This is a genomic window from Faecalibacterium sp. DFI.5.82, from assembly GCF_029076575.1.
In the GTDB taxonomy this organism is placed as follows: domain Bacteria; phylum Bacillota; class Clostridia; order Oscillospirales; family Ruminococcaceae; genus Faecalibacterium; species Faecalibacterium duncaniae.
Genome location: NZ_JARFIS010000002.1, coordinates 265,928 through 282,583 on the forward strand (window position 1 = coordinate 265,928; position 16,656 = coordinate 282,583).

Here is a 16,656-nt window from a genome sequence, read left to right on the forward strand (position 1 = left end):
ATTTCTCTCTTATATACTTTCCGGCCATCCACCATGATGGCACACCCTTATGATAGCGCTTTTGTGAAGTAAATTCAAGTCTTGGATGAAATGTGCGCTTTTTCACCCCGCCGTACTGGTACACTATGCCCAGAAAAATGCCTGTCCGGGAGGGAAAAATACGATGAAAAAGACATTCTTTCTCCTCTGCGCCCTGCTGCTGGTGCTGGGCACACTTCTGCCGATCGCCGGTTACCGGCTGACACTGGCGGTGTTCGGCCCGGCACAGGGGGCTTCTTCCGCTCCCCTGCCGGACACTGCGGCTTCGGAAGCCGCCCCGGACAGCGCCGTCGTGCCGCCCTCCGATCAGGACAGCGAGAGCTTTCTGCTGGCCGACCAGAGCGCCGGGGCCGTGGTCTCGGTACCCCGACGGGAATATCTGATCGGTGCCGTGGCGGCGGAAATGCCCATCAGCTGGCCGGACGAGGCGCTCAAGGCGCAGGCCATCGCGGCCCACAGCTATGCCCTCTACTGCCGCGACCATGCCGCCGAACCAGCTTCCGGCTGGCTGAGCGTGGACCCCGTCCGGCGGCAGGGATACTTAACAGATGCAGTCCTCCGCAGCTACTGGGGCACCGCCTATGAGGAAAACTATGCCCACCTCTCGGCGCTGGTGGACAGTGTGCTGACCGATGTGCTCTACTATGGCAGCGCCCCCGCCGGGACAAGCTACTTTTCCATCTCCAACGGCATGACTGAAGCCAGCGAAAACGTCTGGGGCACCGCCCTTCCCTATCTTGTGGCCGTGGACAGCTCCACCGACCTCAATGCGGACAACTACCTTTATACCGTCCAATTCACCGCCGAGCAGATGCAGCAGGCTCTCGCCGGGCTGGGCCTTCTCCCTGACCCTGCCGCACCTACCAGCTGGTTCGGAGAGGCCGTGCTCACCCCTTCGGGCTATGTAGCCTCCCTGCCCGTCTGTGGGCAGAGCGTCACCGGCCCGGCCCTGCGCAAAGCGCTGGGCCTGCGGAGCGCCTGCTTCACGGTGCAGTATCAGGAGGGCAGCTTTCTCCTCACCACCAAGGGCTATGGCCACGGTGTGGGGCTGAGCCAGTGGGGTGCCAAGGCGCTGGCCGAACAGGGACAGAGTGCGGAAGAAATTCTGGCGCACTATTTCCCGGGGACAGAGCTGCGGAGGTGAACGGGCTCACCCTCTCCGTCATCGCTTACGCGATGCCACCTCCCCCAAAGTGGGAGGCCTTGGCAGTAAATGCAAGGTTTGCGGTTTTGTCAAGAGCTCTCCCTTTGGGAGAGCTGGACGCGAAGCGGCCTGAGAGGGTGAGGATGCTAACAAAAAAGGCAGCTGACCCAACGGCCAGCCGCCCAGAAGATCAATATTCAGCCAAACAGGCTCGTCCACCAATCCTGACTGCTGCTTTCCTCGCCAGCAGCGACTTCAGTCTCTGCCGCAGTCTCAGTTTCCGCGGCGGCTTCCTCCGCCTGCACAGCCTCTTCCAGAAGCTCCAGACCATCGTCATTGCCATCCTCGGTGATGTACCAATAGCAGGACGCGCCGCCAATGGAGATGCTGGCGGCAGACAGCGGCACACGGCCGGAGGCAACCCCGTTGGAAGGATCGGAACAGTAGAACACGCCGTTGGTGTAGTCCGTCAGGAGCACGGCATGGGGTCTGGTGCGGTCGTACAGCACAATGCCCTCCGGATGCTCTGCCAGAATGGAGACCAGCGCTCCCGTCTTGGCCGCCTTGCCCGAGGGCAGGGTCGCATAACCCACATGCATATCGTTGTATGTAAAGCTGTGGGAGAGCCCGCCTGACCAGGCCGTGCTCTTGATGCCGTTTTCGGTCACATCCACCCAGCTGTCCATCCCGTCCAGATAGGCCCGGCGGCGAAGCATCATTGCGGCAGAGGCCAGGGTGCAGGTGCCGCCCCGGCTCTGTTTGAAGTAGAACCCAACATCAACGTTCAGGTCCACGGCCAGTGCCCCAGGGAGCAGCACGGCCATCAGGGCCATCGTTGCAAGCAGGGCAGCGAGAGTTTTCCGAAGTTTGCTTCCAAAGTGCTTGGCTGTTTCCACGTCAGTATCCTTTCTTCACAAAAGAGCGTTTCATTCACTGGTGTAAAGTATATCATCCTGTTACTCTTTTGTAAACAGTTTTGCAGCCATTTTCTCAATATTTACACGCTTTGGTCACAATTCAAGGGCAGATTGCACAACCGTGCAGTGAAGTGGTTGGTTATTTGCTACAAAAGTCCGGAAAAGTTTTTCATCGTGCTTCCCACGCCTTCTCTCAACTGCCGGTTTCTTTTTCAACGCAATTATGGTATAATCTGCCCTGAAGTTGAATTTTCAGGAGCATTTATATATGAAAGCAACCATCGTCATCCCCAACATCAACGGCAAAGGCTGGCTCAAGGACTCCATCGAGTCGGTCTATGCCCAGACAGAGCAGGATTTTGAGCTCATCATCGTGGACAACGGTTCCACCGATGAAAGTCTGGAGCAGGCCCGCAGCTACTGCGGCCGCCCCAACTTCACCCTGATCGAAAACGGCACCAACACCGGCTTCTCCCACGCCGTGAATCAGGGCATTGCCCGGGCCAGGGGCGAGTATGTGGTCATGTTCAACAACGATGCCTTTGCCGAACCCGACTGGCTGGCCGAGCTCATCCGCACCGCCGAGACCGATCCCAAAATTTTTGCCGTGCAGAGCCTGATGCTCCGCCACTTTGAACGGGAGCTGGCCGACGATGCCGGTGATTACGTCACCTGGATGGGCTTTGCCTGCAAGACCGGCGACGGCCGCCGGGCCAGCCGCTACACCAAACAGAAGCGCATCTTCTCGGCCTGCGGCGGCGCGGCGCTCTACCGCAAGAGCATTCTGGAGGAGATCGGCACCTTTGACGAAAACTTCTTCGCCTACTTTGAGGATGTGGACCTGAGCTGGCGTGCCAACAACGCAGGTTACAAGTGTGTCCTCTGCCCCACCGCAAAATGCTACCACATCTGCGGTGCCAGCACCGGCGCGGTGAAGTACAACGCCTTCAAGAGCCAGCAGAGCGGCCGGAACAGCATCCTGCTCCCCCTCAAGAACGAGCCGCTGCTCATGCTCATCCTGAACTTTCTCCCGCTGGCGCTGGGCTATCTGCTCAAGTGCTACAAGTTCCACAAGCAGGGCTTTGGCGAAGCCTGGGACAAGGGAATGCACGAAGCCTTTGCCCTACTCAAAGAGGGGCGGCTCGGCAAGCGCCCCTTCCGCCTGAAGGACCTGCCCAACTATATCCTCATGGAGCTGTGGATGATCTGGAACATGGTGCCCTACCTGTGGTATCGGCTGGTCGTGGTCAGGTTTGATCTGAAGTAACGTAAAAATCCCACCTTCTGTTCATCGGGCACATAAATGCCCGGAACAGAAGGTGGGATTTTTGTAATTCGATTCAGTAGCCTATTGATGCCGCAGTCTGGTTCCAGTAACGGTTCATAATAGAATTTGTTAGGTTATGATTTCCCGGCGATGCACTTGTTTCAGCAATAACAATTTGCTTCCAGAGTTCTTCGCTTCCTCCAAAATATACATTGCTCAGACTCTTGCAACGGTTAAAAGCATCAGATTTTACTTTTATTACCGATGCTGGGATGTAAATATCTGTTAACGATACGCAACCTTCAAACGCCTGTGTTTCAATTACAGTAATTCCCTCGGGTAATGCAATTTTCCTTAATGCACTACAATTCCAAAATGCTACGTTTTTGATTTGACTCATTCTTTTTGGAAGAGAAATTTTTACAAATGCACAATCGGAAAAGGCACCTTCTCCTATTATTTTAACAGTTTCTGGAATAGTTACATTGTTCAAATTTTTGCATTCACAGAATACCCAATTGCCAATTTCAGTCATGCCATTAGGGATTTTAACTGTTTGCAGTGCTGTGTATGCAAATCCATAATCGCCAATTTCTGTTACAGTTTCAGGAATTACAATTTCACTCAGAAGGTTACATCTGTAGAAGATATAGCCTCCCAGTTTCTTTACTTCAGTCGGAAATACGATATTTTGAAGCTTTACGCATTCACGGAACATCTCGTTCGGCAGTATGCGAATGCTATTCTTGAAGCCAACTGCAACAAGATTCTTGCATCCCTTAAAAGTACCCGAATCAAACTCCGTTTTGCCCAAGATTACGGCATCAGTCAAGGATATATTCTCCGCAAAAGCATTTGCTCCAACTTTCGTCAGGCTCGCCGGAAGTGTTAGACCATCCAGATTACAGCCAGAAAACGCACTTGTTTCAATCTTCTTCAATCCATCTGTCAATGATACACTTGTCAGATTCTTACATTGGCAAAAGGCCTGTTGTCCAATTGTCTGAATACAATTGGGAACAACCACACTTTCGATATCATTGTTTTTGTACAAACATTGATACCCCACCGCACTGACCGTGTACCCATCATACTTTTCCGGAATAATCAATTCTCCGGAGGGCACCTTTTCGGCATTCTTATCATAGCCCTTCAGTGTAATCGTACCATCAGAGTTTTTGCTGTATGTCCATTTGATTCCATTCGTTTTCTCCGGCTTACTGGAAGAAGTACTCTCCGATTCAGAAGAACTGGAAGAGTTGCTGTTCGATTCCGCGGGCTTTTCCGAGGTGCCGGGCTGCTCCGAATCGTCGGGAGCTGCCGGCCCCTCTCCACCGCTGCAGCCTGCCAACAAGCCAGATGCCGCAACGATCGCCGCTCCTTTCATAAAATCCCGGCGTGTAACTTTCCGTCTCATGGTTTTCTCCTCCTTTTTACGTCCCCAATTCATTCAGTGCCTAAAAATCCACAAAATATCCTGAGGATTCTGATTTCATTATAGTATTATTGCCCTAATAAGTCAAGTTAATCTATTAGATTATTATTCTTTCAGTTTAATCCTGTATTGTCAGTATAAGACATCTACAGGAGGCCCATGACATGATCGACTATACTCTCATCGGAAAACGCATCCAAACACAGCGGTTGGAAAAAGGCATCACACAGGAAAAGCTGGCGGAGCAGGTTGGCATCTCGGTGGTATATCTCTCCAAAATCGAGAATGGGCGGGTCTATCCAACCCTGGAAACCCTCTCTAACATCTGCACCGAGCTGGATACTGAGCTTGCAGCGATTCTGACCAACACGGAAGTGGCCCGCAAGGACTATGCGAACGATCGAGTAGTGGAATTATTCAACGCCTGTTCTCTGCGTGTCAAGCCCATCGCTCTGGCCCTGCTGGAAGATCTCTCGAAGCTGTAACAGATGAAAAAAACTCCCCGCCGTGAGATTCACTCACAGTGGGGAGTCTGTTTTGATAGTTTTTTCGCTTTATGCCGCCGGGCTCTCAGAGGAAGCCTCGGTACTCTCCGCCGGGGTGCTCTCCGCCGCCTCTTCCACCGGGGCAGCCTCGTCAGCAACGGCGCTGGCGGCGGCAGAATCGCCTGCGGTTGCAAGGATGGCATCGTTGACCTCGCTCTCAGCCAGCGGGGCAGGCTCCGCGGCAGAGGCTGCACTGTCGGCAGATTCAGGCTTGGTCTCGCTGTCGGTCAGGCCGGTCAGGTACCAGCTGCCGCTCTGGCGGCTGAACAGGTAATCCATATACTTGGTGGGCGTGTCGGACGAGGTGTTCAGGATGCTGTCATCACTGCTCTGGGTGGGGATATAGCCCACGGTAACGTGGAGCAGGCCGTCCTTCTTGAACAGTCTGGTGACGGTAGCGCGGAAGGTGCCCACGCTGCCGGTGACGGGGATCTTATAGCACTGGGTCGTCTCATCGAACTCGACAGTCATGTCGTCCATCTCAAAGCTCTTGTGGGTCAGCTTGAAGCTGGGGCCCACCAGCTTTGCCAGATAGGCATCCACATCCACCGAGGGCAGCAGCAGCTGTTCGGTGTCGGGGTCCGTGTTGTAGTTATCAAAGCTTCCCTGGGTCTCCTGGATGCTGTACACGCAGCCCCAGACGGCGGCTTCGCGCAGGGTCAGATCATCGATGTTCTCGATGCCGTCAAAGGGCAGCGGGTCGAACAGGACCAGACCTTCCAGCCGGTCCTCATATTCCGCTTTCTGTTGGGTGTCGTCAAACAGGGTGGCCACACCCTTCACACCGGCCCGCACAACCGTTACAATGCCCACCAGCGCCAGCACGGCGATCAGCAGGCCAAGGGTCTGCCGGGCGCGGCGGCGGTGGAGCCGGGCGTGTTCTTCCGGGGTCATATAGGTCTTCATATCGTTATCGTCTCCTAAATCAGGTCATCTTTTGGGGAAATACCAGCTTTCAGTATACCACAAACTGCCCGCCGGTGCAAAACCCGGGGCGTGGATTTTTTGTGAAAGCGCGATTTATTCCCACGTTTTCCAGATCTCGGGCTGGTAGCCCACAGTGGCCTTTTTGCCGTTACGCACGATGGGCGTTTTGAAGAGCTGCTGATTCTCGAACAGCTTGTCCTCCTTCTGCCAATCCACCAGTGCATCCAGCAGGGCCAGCGTCTGCTTATCCTTTGCCGCCGGGTTCACCAGCTGCTCCCAGCCGCCCAGCGCACGGGCCACGTTCTCAAACTCGCCCCGGCTCATCTCTTTTTCCTTCAGGTCGATCATCTGGAACTTGATGCCCCGCTCCTTGAAATAGCGCTGGGCCTTTTTGGTATCAAAGCACTTGCTGGTGCCAAAGATCTGAATGTTCATCGTTTTTCCTCCTGGATCCTGTGTGCTCTATTGTATCATATCTGCCGGAAAAAACCTAGGGATAATTCATCTTCTTTCCGTCCATACTTGCTTTATCACAAGCCGACCCTGAGATTGAACGAAGGGCGGGCCATTTCAGAAAGAGAGGAACTTCCCATGAAAGCATTCGTTGACCCCGATCTCTGCATCGGCTGCACCCAGTGCACCGGGATCTGCCCCGAGGTATTCCAGATGACAGGCATCCTGGCCGTCGCTGTGCCGGGCGAGCTGCCGCCCGACACCGTACCCACCGCCGTGGAAGCCGCACAGGCCTGCCCGGTGAGTGCCATCACCATCTCGGAGTAACACCTTCACCTGCCTTCCCAACACGGGAGGGCATTTTTGTTTTTTCTGCAAAAATCCCCCGCTGGCCCCCATTTTGTGTTATACTATAAATTGAGTTATAATGCAATGGAGGAGACTGACTATGCGTTTACTGGTCATTGACGGCAACAGCATTGCCAACCGTGCCTTTTACGGCATCAAGCTGCTGACCACCAAGGACGGCCGCTATACCAATGCCATCTTCGGCTTTTTGAATATTATGAATTCCCTGCTCCGGGAGTGTGAGCCAGACGAGGTGGCCGTGGCCTTCGATCTGAAGCACCCCACCTTCCGCCACGAAATGTATGACGGCTACAAGGGTACCCGCCACGCCATGCCGGACGAGCTGGCCCAGCAGATGCCCATCCTGAAAGAACTGCTCACCGACCTGGGCTACCGTCAGGTATCAGCAAAGGGCTGGGAGGCCGACGACATTCTGGGCACGCTGGCCGCTGCCTGCGAGGCCCGCAGGGACGACTGCTTTCTGGCCACGGGAGACCGCGACAGCCTGCAGTTGGTGAGCGAGACCACCACCGTGCTGCTGGCCACCAGCGCCATGGGACGCAGCAAAACGGAGACCATGGATCTGGATGCCATCCACGAAAAGTACGGCATCGAGCCCAAGCAGCTCATCGAGGTGAAGAGCCTGATGGGCGACACCTCTGACAACATTCCGGGCGTGAAGGGCATCGGCGAAAAGACCGCCATGACCCTGGTCAAGAACTTCGGCACCCTGGACAGCGTGTACGACCATCTGGACAGCCCGATCATCAAGCCCCGGCAGCGGGAAAACCTGCTGGCCTGCCGGGAGGATGCCTACCTCAGCCACACGCTGGGCACCATCCGCACCGATGCTCCCATCGACACAGCGGAAGGGGCCTACAAGGTGACCGAGGGCAACAAGCCCGCCGCTGTCCGTCTGATGCAGGAGCTGGAGATTCAGACCCTCATCACCCGGTTCGGGCTGGACGGCATCGTTCCGGAACAGGACCCCGACACCCTGCCGGAGGTGGACGCAGCCATTGCGTCCCTGCCCGCAGAGCCCTCCGGCCACTATCTGGTGGCCGCGCGCCCTGCTGTTCTGGGCAAAAAGAGCGCGGTCGTGCAGCCGGAGGCCTGGTACGCCGTGCAGGACACCACCGTGTATCCCCTCTCCGAGGAGGAGCTGGTCTCCCTGCTGGACGATCCCAAGGTAACGCTGGATGTGTTCGATTCTGCCCCCCTCTACGCCAGAGCCATGGCCGCAGGCAGCTGGGGCAGCAGCATCGTCTGGGACGGCAAGCTGGCCGCCTACCTGCTGGACGCTTCCGCTTCCCACTATCTGCTCACCACCCTTGCCACCAGCTACCATGCAAGATCAGCGTTCTCCTGTGAGGAGTACCCCGATGCCGGTTTCCTGGCAGACCTGTTCGCCAAAATGAAGGCGGAGATCACCGAAAACGGCGAGGACGACCTCTACAACAACATTGAATTCCCGCTGGCACAGGTGCTGGCCGATATGACCCGCACCGGCATCCTTGTAGACCGTGAGGGCATCGAGGCCTTCGGCGTGCAGCTGCGGCAGGAGCTGGACCAGGTGCTGACCCGCATCGAGATGGAGGCAGGTACCTCCGATTTCAACCCCAACAGCCCCAAACAGCTGGGCACCCTGCTCTTTGATACCATGGGCCTGCGCCACGGCAAAAAGACGAAGAACGGCTGGTCCACCGATGCCGAGACACTGGAAAAGCTGCGGGACATCCCGCTGGTGGAGGACATTCTCCAGTACCGTGCCTGTCAGAAGCTGAACTCCACCTATGTGGAGGGTCTGCTCAAGGTCATTGGCGAGGATGGCCGCATCCACACCCGTTTCAATCAGACCGAGGCCCGTACCGGGCGGCTCTCCTCTGACAATCCCAACCTGCAGAACATCCCCATCCGCACCGAGATGGGCAGCAAGCTCCGCGCCTACTTTGTGGCAAAGTCCGGCTGCGTGCTGGTGGATGCTGATTACAGCCAGATCGAACTGCGCATCCTGGCCCATGTCACCGGCGATGCACACATGCAGGAGGCGTTCCTCTCCGGTGCCGACATCCACCGCAGCACCGCAGCCAAGATCTACAACATCCGGCCTGAGGATGTCACGCCCCGTCTGCGCTCCAGCGCCAAGGCCATCAACTTTGGCATCATGTACGGCAAGGGTGCTTACAGCCTTTCCAAGGACATCGGCGTGAGCGTCAAGGAGGCAGAGGCCTTCCTGCAGACCTATCTGGCCACCTTCCCCAATATCGACGGTTATATGGAAAAGACCATTGCGGATGCCCGCCAGTGCGGCTACGTTTCCACCCTGTTCGGCCGCCGCCGCGCCCTGCCGGAGCTGAACAGCAATAACCACAACATCCGGGCCAGCGGCGAACGGATGGCCCGCAACACCCCCATTCAGGGCACGGCCGCTGATGTGATCAAGCTGGCCATGGTGCGTGTCTGGCGGCGGCTGCGGAACGAGAAGATGGAAAGCCGCCTGATCCTGACGGTCCACGATGAGCTGATCGTGGAAGCCCCGGAAGCTGAGGCCGAAAAGGCCGCGCAGATCCTGCGGGAGGAAATGGAAGGCTGCGTGCACTACGCGGTGCCCCTGAGCACCGATGTGCATACTGGCAAAAACTGGCTGGAGGCCCACTGAATTATGATCGTTTTAGGAATCGAATCCACCTGCGACGAGACCGCCGCATCCCTTGTGGAGGATGGCCGCCGCCTGTTGAGCAACGTCATCTCCACCAGCGTCAAGGAGCAGGCTCTTTATGGCGGCGTGGTCCCTGAGATCGCCAGCCGCCGCCACTGCGAGTTCATCAGCGCCACGGTCAAAAAGGCTCTGCTGGACGCAGGCAAGACCATGGACGATGTGGACGCGGTGGCCGTCACCTTTGCGCCGGGCCTGATCGGCGCGGTGCTGGTGGGTGTGAACTTTGCCAAAGGGCTGGCCTATTCTGCCAACAAGCCGCTGGTTCCGGTGCATCACCTGCGGGGCCACATTGCGGCCCTCTATCTGACCCACCCGGAGCTCAAACCGCCCTTCCTCTGTCTGGTGGCATCCGGCGGCCACAGCCATATCGTGGAGGTGCAGGACTATACCCACTACCACATTCTGGGCCACACCGTGGACGATGCCGCCGGTGAAGCCTTTGACAAGGTTGCCCGCACGCTAGGTCTGCCCTATCCCGGCGGCCCCAGCGTGGCAAATGCCGCCAAAACAGGCGACCCCAAGGCCTACCGCCTGCCAGTTCCCCATGTGGACGGCAAGTACAACGTCAGCTTCTCCGGCCTGAAAACCGCCGTGCTGAACGAGGTAAACAAGGCCCAGATGAAGAACGAGGAGATCAACGTGCCTGATCTGGCGGCAAGCTTTCAGGAACGCATTGCGGGTATTCTGGCCGAAAAGCTGCTGCTGGCCGCTGCCGACACCGGGGCCAAGCAGGTCTGTCTGGCGGGCGGCGTGGCCGCCAACGGCCGCCTGCGCCAGCTGGTGAACGATGGTGCCCAGAAGCTGGGGGCCAAGGTCTATCTGCCTGAGCTGAAATTCTGCGGCGACAACGGCGCAATGATCGCGGCGCAGGGCTACTACCAGTACATGGCGGGCCACACGGCAGGCCTTGATCTGAACGGTCTGCCCACCCTGCCCATCGACTACGAATAAACGAAGCAAAACCAAAGCTCCCGGAGCGGTGCGGCATTCAGTGCCACCGCTCCGGGAGCTTTTTGCCCTGCTGCGGGCGCACAACCAAAAAGGCACCCTCGCCTTTCAGCGAGAGTGCCTTTTGTTTCAAGAATAAGAATTCAAGAAAGAACGTTCAGAAGGGATCAAATTACTTGATCTCGACCTTAGCGCCAGCCTCTTCCAGCTTCTTCTTGATGTCCTCAGCCTCAGCCTTGGAAGCCTTCTCCTTGACAGCCTTGGGAGCGCCGTCAACGATAGCCTTTGCTTCCTTCAGGCCCAGACCAGTGATCTCCTTGACCAGCTTGATGACCTGCATCTTGGTAGCGCCAGCCTCAGCCAGGATAACGTCGAACTCGGTCTTCTCTTCCTCAGCGGCAGCAGCAGCGCCAGCAGCAGCGGGAGCAGCAGCAGCAACAGCAGAAACGCCGAACTCCTCGCAGTAAGCGTCGATCAGCTCTTTCAGCTCCAGAACGGTCAGGCCCTTAACGGACTCGATGATGGCGGTAATCTTCTCAGAAGCCATGGTAATAACCCTCCAATATCAATGGTTTTTGTTTGTTTCAGTTTTGTGTTAAGCAGCGGTCACGCAGCCATTAGGCAGCGGGCTCCTCCTGCTTGTCGGCGTAGGCCTGCATAGCAACAGCCAGACCGGACAGAGTGCTGGTAAGAGCACCTGCGAACATGGACAGCATACCCTCGCGGTTGGGCAGCTTTGCGATGGCGTTGGTCTCGGCAGCGTCCATGACCTTGCCTTCCATGAAGCCAGCCTTCACGACGAACTTCTTGGACTTATCGCCATCCTGATACTTGCACAGGATGCGGGCAGCGGACATGGGGTCTTCTTCGTGAGCAAAAGCAACAGCAGTGTCACCCTTGAAGTTCTCAGCCAGGCCCTCCAGGGAGGTACCCTTGACAGCCAGACGCAGCATGGTGTTCTTCACGACCATGTAATCAACGCCTGCCTCACGCAGCTCCTTACGGAGCTTGGTGTCGTTCTCGACGTTGATACCGCCGTAAGCGACGACGCAGCCGGAAACCGCACTCTCAAACTTTGCCTTCAGATCAGCGACATAAGCCTGCTTTTCAGAAAGAATCTTTGCACTGGGCATTCGGTTTCACCTCATTTCAAAAACTTGTATCGAAAGCCGGAGCAACGAAAAAGCCTCTTTCCCGCACTGTGTCGAGAAAGAGGCATAAAACAACTTTACGCACGTTTCTCGGCAGGCGGTTTGCACCTTACGCTGGACTCCAGCACCTGCTGTCTCAAAAACAGCATCATTATTTTACCGCAAACGCGCGGTGTTGTCAAGCGCTTTTTTGAATTTTTAAAGATTTTTTCTGTCATCCGTCAGGATGATAGAAAAAACTTCAAAGCTTCAAATTAGACACCGTACTTCAGGGTGTTCAGACGGATGCCAGGGCCCATGGTGGTGGCGATGGTAGCGCTCTTGAAGTAGGTACCCTTTGCAGCAGCGGGCTTTGCTTTTGCAATAGCGCTCATCACGGTATCCAGGTTGGTGTACAGCTTCTCAGCGCCAAAGGATGCCTTGCCCACGGGAACGTGGATGATGTTCTGCTTGTCCAGACGGTACTCGATCTTACCAGCCTTAGCCTCGGTAACAGCCTTGCCCAGGTCGGGAGCAACGGTACCGGCCTTGGGGTTGGGCATCAGGCCGCGGGGGCCCAGAACCTTACCAAGACGGCCAACGCGGCCCATCATGTCGGGGGTGGTGACAACAACGTCGAAGTCCATGAAACCGCCGGCGATGCGTGCGATCAGCTCGTCATCACCCACGATGTCAGCGCCGGCTGCCTCAGCAGCAGCGGCAGCAGCGCCCTTAGCAATGGCGCAGACGCGGACAGTCTTGCCGGTGCCGTTGGGCAGAACAACAGCGCCGCGGACCTGCTGGTCAGCGTGGCGGCCGTCAACGCCCAGGCGGACGTGCAGCTCAACGGTCTCGTCGAACTTGGCGGAAGCGGTCTTGCAAGCCAGCTCCAGAGCCTCGTTCATATCATACAGCTTAGAAAAATCGACCTGCTTAGCAGCATCGACATAGTGCTTGCCATGTTTCATTGTATATCCTCCTATGTGGTCATGCGGGCAGTGTTATGCCCTCCCACTGTTTGTGTCTCAGCCCTCGACGGTAACGCCCATGGAGCGGCAGGTGCCACGGACCATGCTGCATGCAGCTTCCAGAGAAGCGGCGTTCAGGTCGGGCATCTTGGTCTTGGCGATCTCTTCCACCTGAGCGGCGGTCAGAGTAGCAACCTTTTCCTTGTTGGGCTTGCCGGAAGCGGTGTTGATGCCAGCAGCCTTCTTGATCAGAACGGCAGCCGGAGGAGTCTTGGTAATGAAGCTGAAGGAGCGGTCAGCGTAAACGGTGATGACGACGGGGATAACATAACCCATCTGGTTCTTGGTACGCTCGTTGAACTCCTTGGTGAAGGCCATGATGTTAACGCCCTTCTGACCCAGAGCAGGGCCAACAGGGGGAGCCGGAGTCGCCTTGCCGGCCTCGATCTGCAGCTTAATGTAGCCAGTAACTTTCTGTGCCATAGTAAATGCACCTCCAAAAATCTGTGGTGAGTTGCGGCGTGGTCTCCCCACGCCTCCCACGAGCGCGCACACGATGCACACGCTCTATAAGAACCGCACTGCGGTCTTACCTTGGTAAACGGATGCCGGTTGGTTACGGCAGCTCGACCTGCGCGATATCCACTTCTGCGGGTGTCTCGCGGCCAAACATGTTGACCTTGAGCTTGACTTTGAAGCTCTCGGTATCGATGCCCTCCACAAGGCCCATAAAGCCTTCCAGCGGGCCGGCGGTGATCTGCACGGTATCGCCGACATTGAAATCGACGGTCAGCGGAGCCGCCTTTTCAACGCCCATCTTCTCCACTTCCTCAGCAGAGAGGGGAACGGGCTTGGATGCGGGACCGACGAAACCGGTGCAGCCGCGCGTGTTGCGCACCACATACCAGGTATCGTCGTTCATGACCATCTTGACCAGAACGTAGCCGGGGAACAGCTTATGCTCCACCATACGCTCCTTGCCGTCCTTGATCTCAGGCACCATCTCGGTAGGAACCTTGATGTCACAGATCAGGTCCTGCAGATGGCGGTTTTCCACCATGGTCTGTAGGTCGTTCGCAACCTTGTTCTCGTAACCGGAATAGGTGTGGACTACATACCAAAGGGCCTCATTGGTCTGTTCTTCCATTTTGGTTAAGCCTCCGTTTCAAGATGAATCATGCGCCGATGATCAGGCCCAGGATGCCGCCGAAAATGGCATCCAGCGCGATCATCACAACGGCTGCGATCGCCACGGTCACGAGCACGACGATGGTGTTGGTCTTAACGTCCGCCTTAGACGGCCACACGACCTTCTTCAGTTCGCTCTTCGTGTCGCGGAAGAACTTGGCGATGTTTGCGCCAAAGCCCTTCATTCTGGCTACAAAGCCCGGCTTTTTCTCGGTTTTGTCTGCCATGATGCGTCCGCCTTTCTTACTTCGTCTCGCGGTGAACCGTGTGCTTCTTGCAGAAACGGCAGTACTTCTTCATCTCAAGACGATCGGGGTTGTTCTTCTTGTTCTTCGTGGTGTTGTAGTTGCGCTGCTTGCACTCGGTGCAGGCCAGAGTGATTTTAACGGTCATTTGTTGACACCTCCATTATAACGGTTGTTTTGAACCTCCCTCGGCTTGCGGTGCACGCCCTAAAAACAGGGCGCACTTAATAACCCCGCAAAAGAGGTGATATCATTGTATCACGCGTTTTGCCATCCGTCAAGCGGATTTTTTGCGTTTTTTGAGACTTTTTTGAATTTTTTCTCTCCTGCCTGTTTTGGCCTACGCCTTGAATCCGCCGCATAGATATAGTATAATAAAGTGTCTATAACTGCTTATAGAAAATCCGGCCCCGGGCAAAGCGCCCTTTCCGGCCATAAGATCAGGAGAGATCATGATGCAATCTGAAGATAAACTCTGTGTCGTCGTGCTGTTTGGCGGCATGTCCAGTGAGCACGAGGTCAGCCGCGTGTCCGCCGGTACCTTTGTGGATAACCTGGACCGCGCCCGCTACGAGGTGCTGACCGTAGGCATCACCCGGGAGGGCCGCTGGCTGTGCACCGAGGCCACCAGCGCCCAGATGGCCGACGGCAGCTGGGAAGAGCTGCCCGGCAACATGCCCTGCGTCATCAGCCCCGACCGCGCCGACCACGGCATGATCCTGTTCACCCCGTCCGGTCAGGTGGAAAAGCTGCACGTGGATGTGGTCATCCCCGCGCTCCACGGCCTGTGGGGCGAGGACGGCACCGTGCAGGGCCTGCTGGAGCTGGCCGGCATCCCCTACGTGGGCTGCGGCGTGCTGGCAAGCGCTGTCTGCATGGACAAGGCCGTGGCCAACGCCCTGTTTGATGCAGCCGGTATTCCCCACACCAAGTGGCTGAGCGCCTGCCGCTGGGAGATCGAAAGCGACCTGGACGGTGTGTGTGACGGAGCCATTGCCAAGCTGGGCTGGCCCATCTTCGTCAAGCCTGCCAACGCCGGTTCCAGCGTGGGCATCACCAAGGCCCACGACCGGGATGAGCTCAAGCAGGCCATTGCACTGGCCCTTGAGAACGACCACAAGGTGGTGTTCGAGGCCTTTGTGGACGGCCACGAGGTCGAGTGCGCCGTCATCGGCTCTGACCCTGCCGTGGCCACCCGCCCGGGTGAGATCCTGGCCGGTGCCGAGTTTTACACCTACGACGACAAGTACAAGAACGGGGTCAGCCAGGTGGTCATCCCGGCCAGACTCAGCGAGGAAAAGCTGGACGAGGTCAAGACCTACGCCGCCATGGCCTACACCGCCCTGAACTGCGAGGGCCTGGCCCGCTGCGATTTCTTTGTGGAGCATGGTACCAACCGGGTGATGATCAACGAGATCAACACCTTCCCCGGCTTCACCCCCATCAGCATGTACCCCAAGCTCATGGAACATGAGGGCACTCCCGTGCCCGCCCTGATCGATCACCTGATCGAACTTGCGCTGGAAAGGACGGAAAAGCAGCATGGATAACCGCCCCATCGGCGTATTTGACAGCGGCCTGGGCGGCCTGACCGGCGTGCGGGAGCTGCGCAGGCGGCTGCCCCACGAAAACATCGTCTACTTTGGCGATACCGGCCGGGTGCCCTACGGCAGCCGCAGCCCGGAGACCATCCTGCAATATGCCCGGCAGGACATCGCGTTCCTGCTCTCCAAGGATGTCAAGTGCATCATGGCGGCCTGCGGCACGGTGTCCAGCACCTACCCCGCCGCTGAGGCCGAAAAGCTCCCGGTGCCCTATCTGGGCGTGGTGGATGCCGCCGCCCGGGAGGCCGCCTTTTCCACCCGGAACCGGCGCATCGGTGTCATCGGTACTGCAGCCACCATCCGCTCCCGCAGCTATGAGGCACTCCTGCGCAGGCTGGTACCCGGTGTGGAGATCACCGCCCGTCCCTGCCCGCTCTTTGTGCCGCTGGTGGAAGCGGGCTATGTGGATCACAGCGCCCCGGACAAGCAGGAGATCACCAAGCTGGTCATTGCCCAGTACCTGACGGAGATCCGGGATGCCGGGGTGGACACCCTGATCCTGGGCTGCACCCACTACCCCCTGATCAAGACCATGATCGGTGAGTTCATGGGCCGGAACGTGGTGCTGGTGGACCCGGCCAAGACTGCCGCCCACCATCTGGAGCGCATCCTGAGCGAGCGGGGGCTCAAGGCCGACCACCCCGCCGGGCAGGCCCATTTCTATGTCAGTGACGCGCCGGACGGGTTCGTGCAGACAGCCGACCTGTTCCTGGGCGAGTACAAGGGCGGCGAGGTGGAGCAGATCGCCATTGACAAATATTAAAGTGAAGGAACACAAA

Annotated in this window: 19 protein-coding genes and 1 other annotated feature; of the genes, 8 read left to right on the plus strand and 11 right to left on the minus strand. The window is 57.2% G+C overall.

What is annotated here, in order from left to right:
* The first annotated feature begins 163 nt into the window (after positions 1 to 163).
* A complete protein-coding gene (locus tag P0G09_RS04820; RefSeq protein ID WP_275252092.1) occupies positions 164 to 1,183 on the plus strand; it encodes a SpoIID/LytB domain-containing protein in 1,020 nt (339 codons plus the stop codon).
* A gap of 197 nt (positions 1,184 to 1,380) precedes the next feature.
* On the opposite strand, the gene P0G09_RS04825 is transcribed toward P0G09_RS04820, so the two are convergent.
* Positions 1,381 to 2,079: a hypothetical protein gene (locus P0G09_RS04825; RefSeq protein WP_275252093.1), complete on the minus strand. Its 699-nt coding sequence runs from the start codon at positions 2,077 to 2,079 to the stop codon at positions 1,381 to 1,383.
* A 289-nt stretch (positions 2,080 to 2,368) separates the two neighbouring features.
* Between P0G09_RS04825 and P0G09_RS04830 the strand changes: the two genes are divergently transcribed.
* Positions 2,369 to 3,367 carry a glycosyltransferase family 2 protein gene (locus tag P0G09_RS04830; RefSeq protein ID WP_117476011.1) on the plus strand — a complete coding sequence of 333 codons (999 nt, stop codon included), beginning with the start codon at positions 2,369 to 2,371 and terminating at the stop codon, positions 3,365 to 3,367.
* A 73-nt stretch (positions 3,368 to 3,440) separates the two neighbouring features.
* Here the strand turns inward: P0G09_RS04830 and P0G09_RS04835 are convergent, their stop codons facing one another.
* Positions 3,441 to 4,784: a leucine-rich repeat protein gene (locus P0G09_RS04835; RefSeq protein WP_275252094.1), complete on the minus strand. Its 1,344-nt coding sequence runs from the start codon at positions 4,782 to 4,784 to the stop codon at positions 3,441 to 3,443.
* Between the two features lie 182 nt (positions 4,785 to 4,966).
* On the opposite strand from P0G09_RS04835, the gene P0G09_RS04840 reads away from it, so the two are divergent.
* On the plus strand, positions 4,967 to 5,287 hold the full coding sequence (locus tag P0G09_RS04840) for a helix-turn-helix transcriptional regulator (RefSeq protein ID WP_156064101.1): 321 nt from the start codon (positions 4,967 to 4,969) through the stop codon (positions 5,285 to 5,287).
* A 69-nt stretch (positions 5,288 to 5,356) separates the two neighbouring features.
* On the opposite strand, the gene P0G09_RS04845 is transcribed toward P0G09_RS04840, so the two are convergent.
* Both P0G09_RS04845 and P0G09_RS04850 read right to left on the minus strand, forming a co-directional pair.
* A complete protein-coding gene (locus tag P0G09_RS04845; protein WP_275252095.1) occupies positions 5,357 to 6,253 on the minus strand; it encodes an Ice-structuring protein in 897 nt (298 codons plus the stop codon).
* Positions 6,254 to 6,367: 114 nt separating this feature from the next.
* The gene (locus P0G09_RS04850) at positions 6,368 to 6,709 is read right to left on the minus strand and encodes an arsenate reductase family protein (protein ID WP_005931157.1); all 342 of its coding nucleotides are present in this window, start codon (positions 6,707 to 6,709) and stop codon (positions 6,368 to 6,370) included.
* A 156-nt stretch (positions 6,710 to 6,865) separates the two neighbouring features.
* Here P0G09_RS04850 and P0G09_RS04855 point away from each other — a divergent pair, with 156 nt between their 5' ends.
* The 3 genes from P0G09_RS04855 to tsaD all read left to right on the plus strand — a co-directional run bounded on the left by P0G09_RS04855 (position 6,866) and on the right by tsaD (position 10,745).
* On the plus strand, positions 6,866 to 7,054 hold the full coding sequence (locus P0G09_RS04855; RefSeq protein ID WP_005931159.1) for a ferredoxin: 189 nt from the start codon (positions 6,866 to 6,868) through the stop codon (positions 7,052 to 7,054).
* A 121-nt stretch (positions 7,055 to 7,175) separates the two neighbouring features.
* Positions 7,176 to 9,734 carry a DNA polymerase I gene (polA, locus tag P0G09_RS04860; RefSeq protein ID WP_275252096.1) on the plus strand — a complete coding sequence of 853 codons (2,559 nt, stop codon included), beginning with the start codon at positions 7,176 to 7,178 and terminating at the stop codon, positions 9,732 to 9,734.
* A gap of 3 nt (positions 9,735 to 9,737) precedes the next feature.
* A complete protein-coding gene (gene tsaD, locus P0G09_RS04865) occupies positions 9,738 to 10,745 on the plus strand; it encodes a tRNA (adenosine(37)-N6)-threonylcarbamoyltransferase complex transferase subunit TsaD (protein ID WP_005931163.1) in 1,008 nt (335 codons plus the stop codon).
* Between the two features lie 169 nt (positions 10,746 to 10,914).
* Here the strand turns inward: tsaD and rplL are convergent, their stop codons facing one another.
* The 7 genes from rplL to rpmG form a co-directional block, all read right to left on the minus strand.
* Positions 10,915 to 11,289: a 50S ribosomal protein L7/L12 gene (rplL, locus tag P0G09_RS04870; RefSeq protein WP_005931165.1), complete on the minus strand. Its 375-nt coding sequence runs from the start codon at positions 11,287 to 11,289 to the stop codon at positions 10,915 to 10,917.
* 70 nt (positions 11,290 to 11,359) lie between these two features.
* Positions 11,360 to 11,875, minus strand: coding sequence for a 50S ribosomal protein L10 (rplJ, locus tag P0G09_RS04875; RefSeq protein WP_005931168.1), 516 nt, complete (start codon positions 11,873 to 11,875; stop codon positions 11,360 to 11,362).
* Positions 11,876 to 11,912: 37 nt separating this feature from the next.
* Positions 11,913 to 12,052, minus strand: a sequence feature (ribosomal protein L10 leader region).
* Positions 12,053 to 12,147: 95 nt separating this feature from the next.
* Positions 12,148 to 12,840 carry a 50S ribosomal protein L1 gene (gene rplA / locus P0G09_RS04880; protein WP_005931176.1) on the minus strand — a complete coding sequence of 231 codons (693 nt, stop codon included), beginning with the start codon at positions 12,838 to 12,840 and terminating at the stop codon, positions 12,148 to 12,150.
* Between the two features lie 57 nt (positions 12,841 to 12,897).
* The gene (gene rplK, locus P0G09_RS04885) at positions 12,898 to 13,323 is read right to left on the minus strand and encodes a 50S ribosomal protein L11 (RefSeq protein WP_005931181.1); all 426 of its coding nucleotides are present in this window, start codon (positions 13,321 to 13,323) and stop codon (positions 12,898 to 12,900) included.
* Between the two features lie 133 nt (positions 13,324 to 13,456).
* A complete protein-coding gene (nusG, locus tag P0G09_RS04890) occupies positions 13,457 to 13,987 on the minus strand; it encodes a transcription termination/antitermination protein NusG (protein WP_005931184.1) in 531 nt (176 codons plus the stop codon).
* A 28-nt stretch (positions 13,988 to 14,015) separates the two neighbouring features.
* Positions 14,016 to 14,255: a preprotein translocase subunit SecE gene (secE, locus tag P0G09_RS04895; RefSeq protein ID WP_005931188.1), complete on the minus strand. Its 240-nt coding sequence runs from the start codon at positions 14,253 to 14,255 to the stop codon at positions 14,016 to 14,018.
* 16 nt (positions 14,256 to 14,271) lie between these two features.
* On the minus strand, positions 14,272 to 14,421 hold the full coding sequence (gene rpmG, locus P0G09_RS04900; protein WP_005920501.1) for a 50S ribosomal protein L33: 150 nt from the start codon (positions 14,419 to 14,421) through the stop codon (positions 14,272 to 14,274).
* Between the two features lie 307 nt (positions 14,422 to 14,728).
* Here rpmG and P0G09_RS04905 point away from each other — a divergent pair, with 307 nt between their 5' ends.
* Both P0G09_RS04905 and murI read left to right on the plus strand, forming a co-directional pair.
* Positions 14,729 to 15,823 (plus strand): D-alanine--D-alanine ligase family protein, encoded by a 1,095-nt coding sequence (locus P0G09_RS04905; RefSeq protein ID WP_097773558.1) that lies wholly within the window; start codon positions 14,729 to 14,731, stop codon positions 15,821 to 15,823.
* Positions 15,816 to 16,640, plus strand: a complete 825-nt coding sequence (gene murI, locus P0G09_RS04910; RefSeq protein ID WP_005931199.1) for a glutamate racemase — start codon at positions 15,816 to 15,818, stop codon at positions 16,638 to 16,640. The genes P0G09_RS04905 and murI overlap by 8 nt, the downstream gene beginning before the upstream one ends.
* The last annotated feature ends 16 nt before the right edge of the window (positions 16,641 to 16,656 follow it).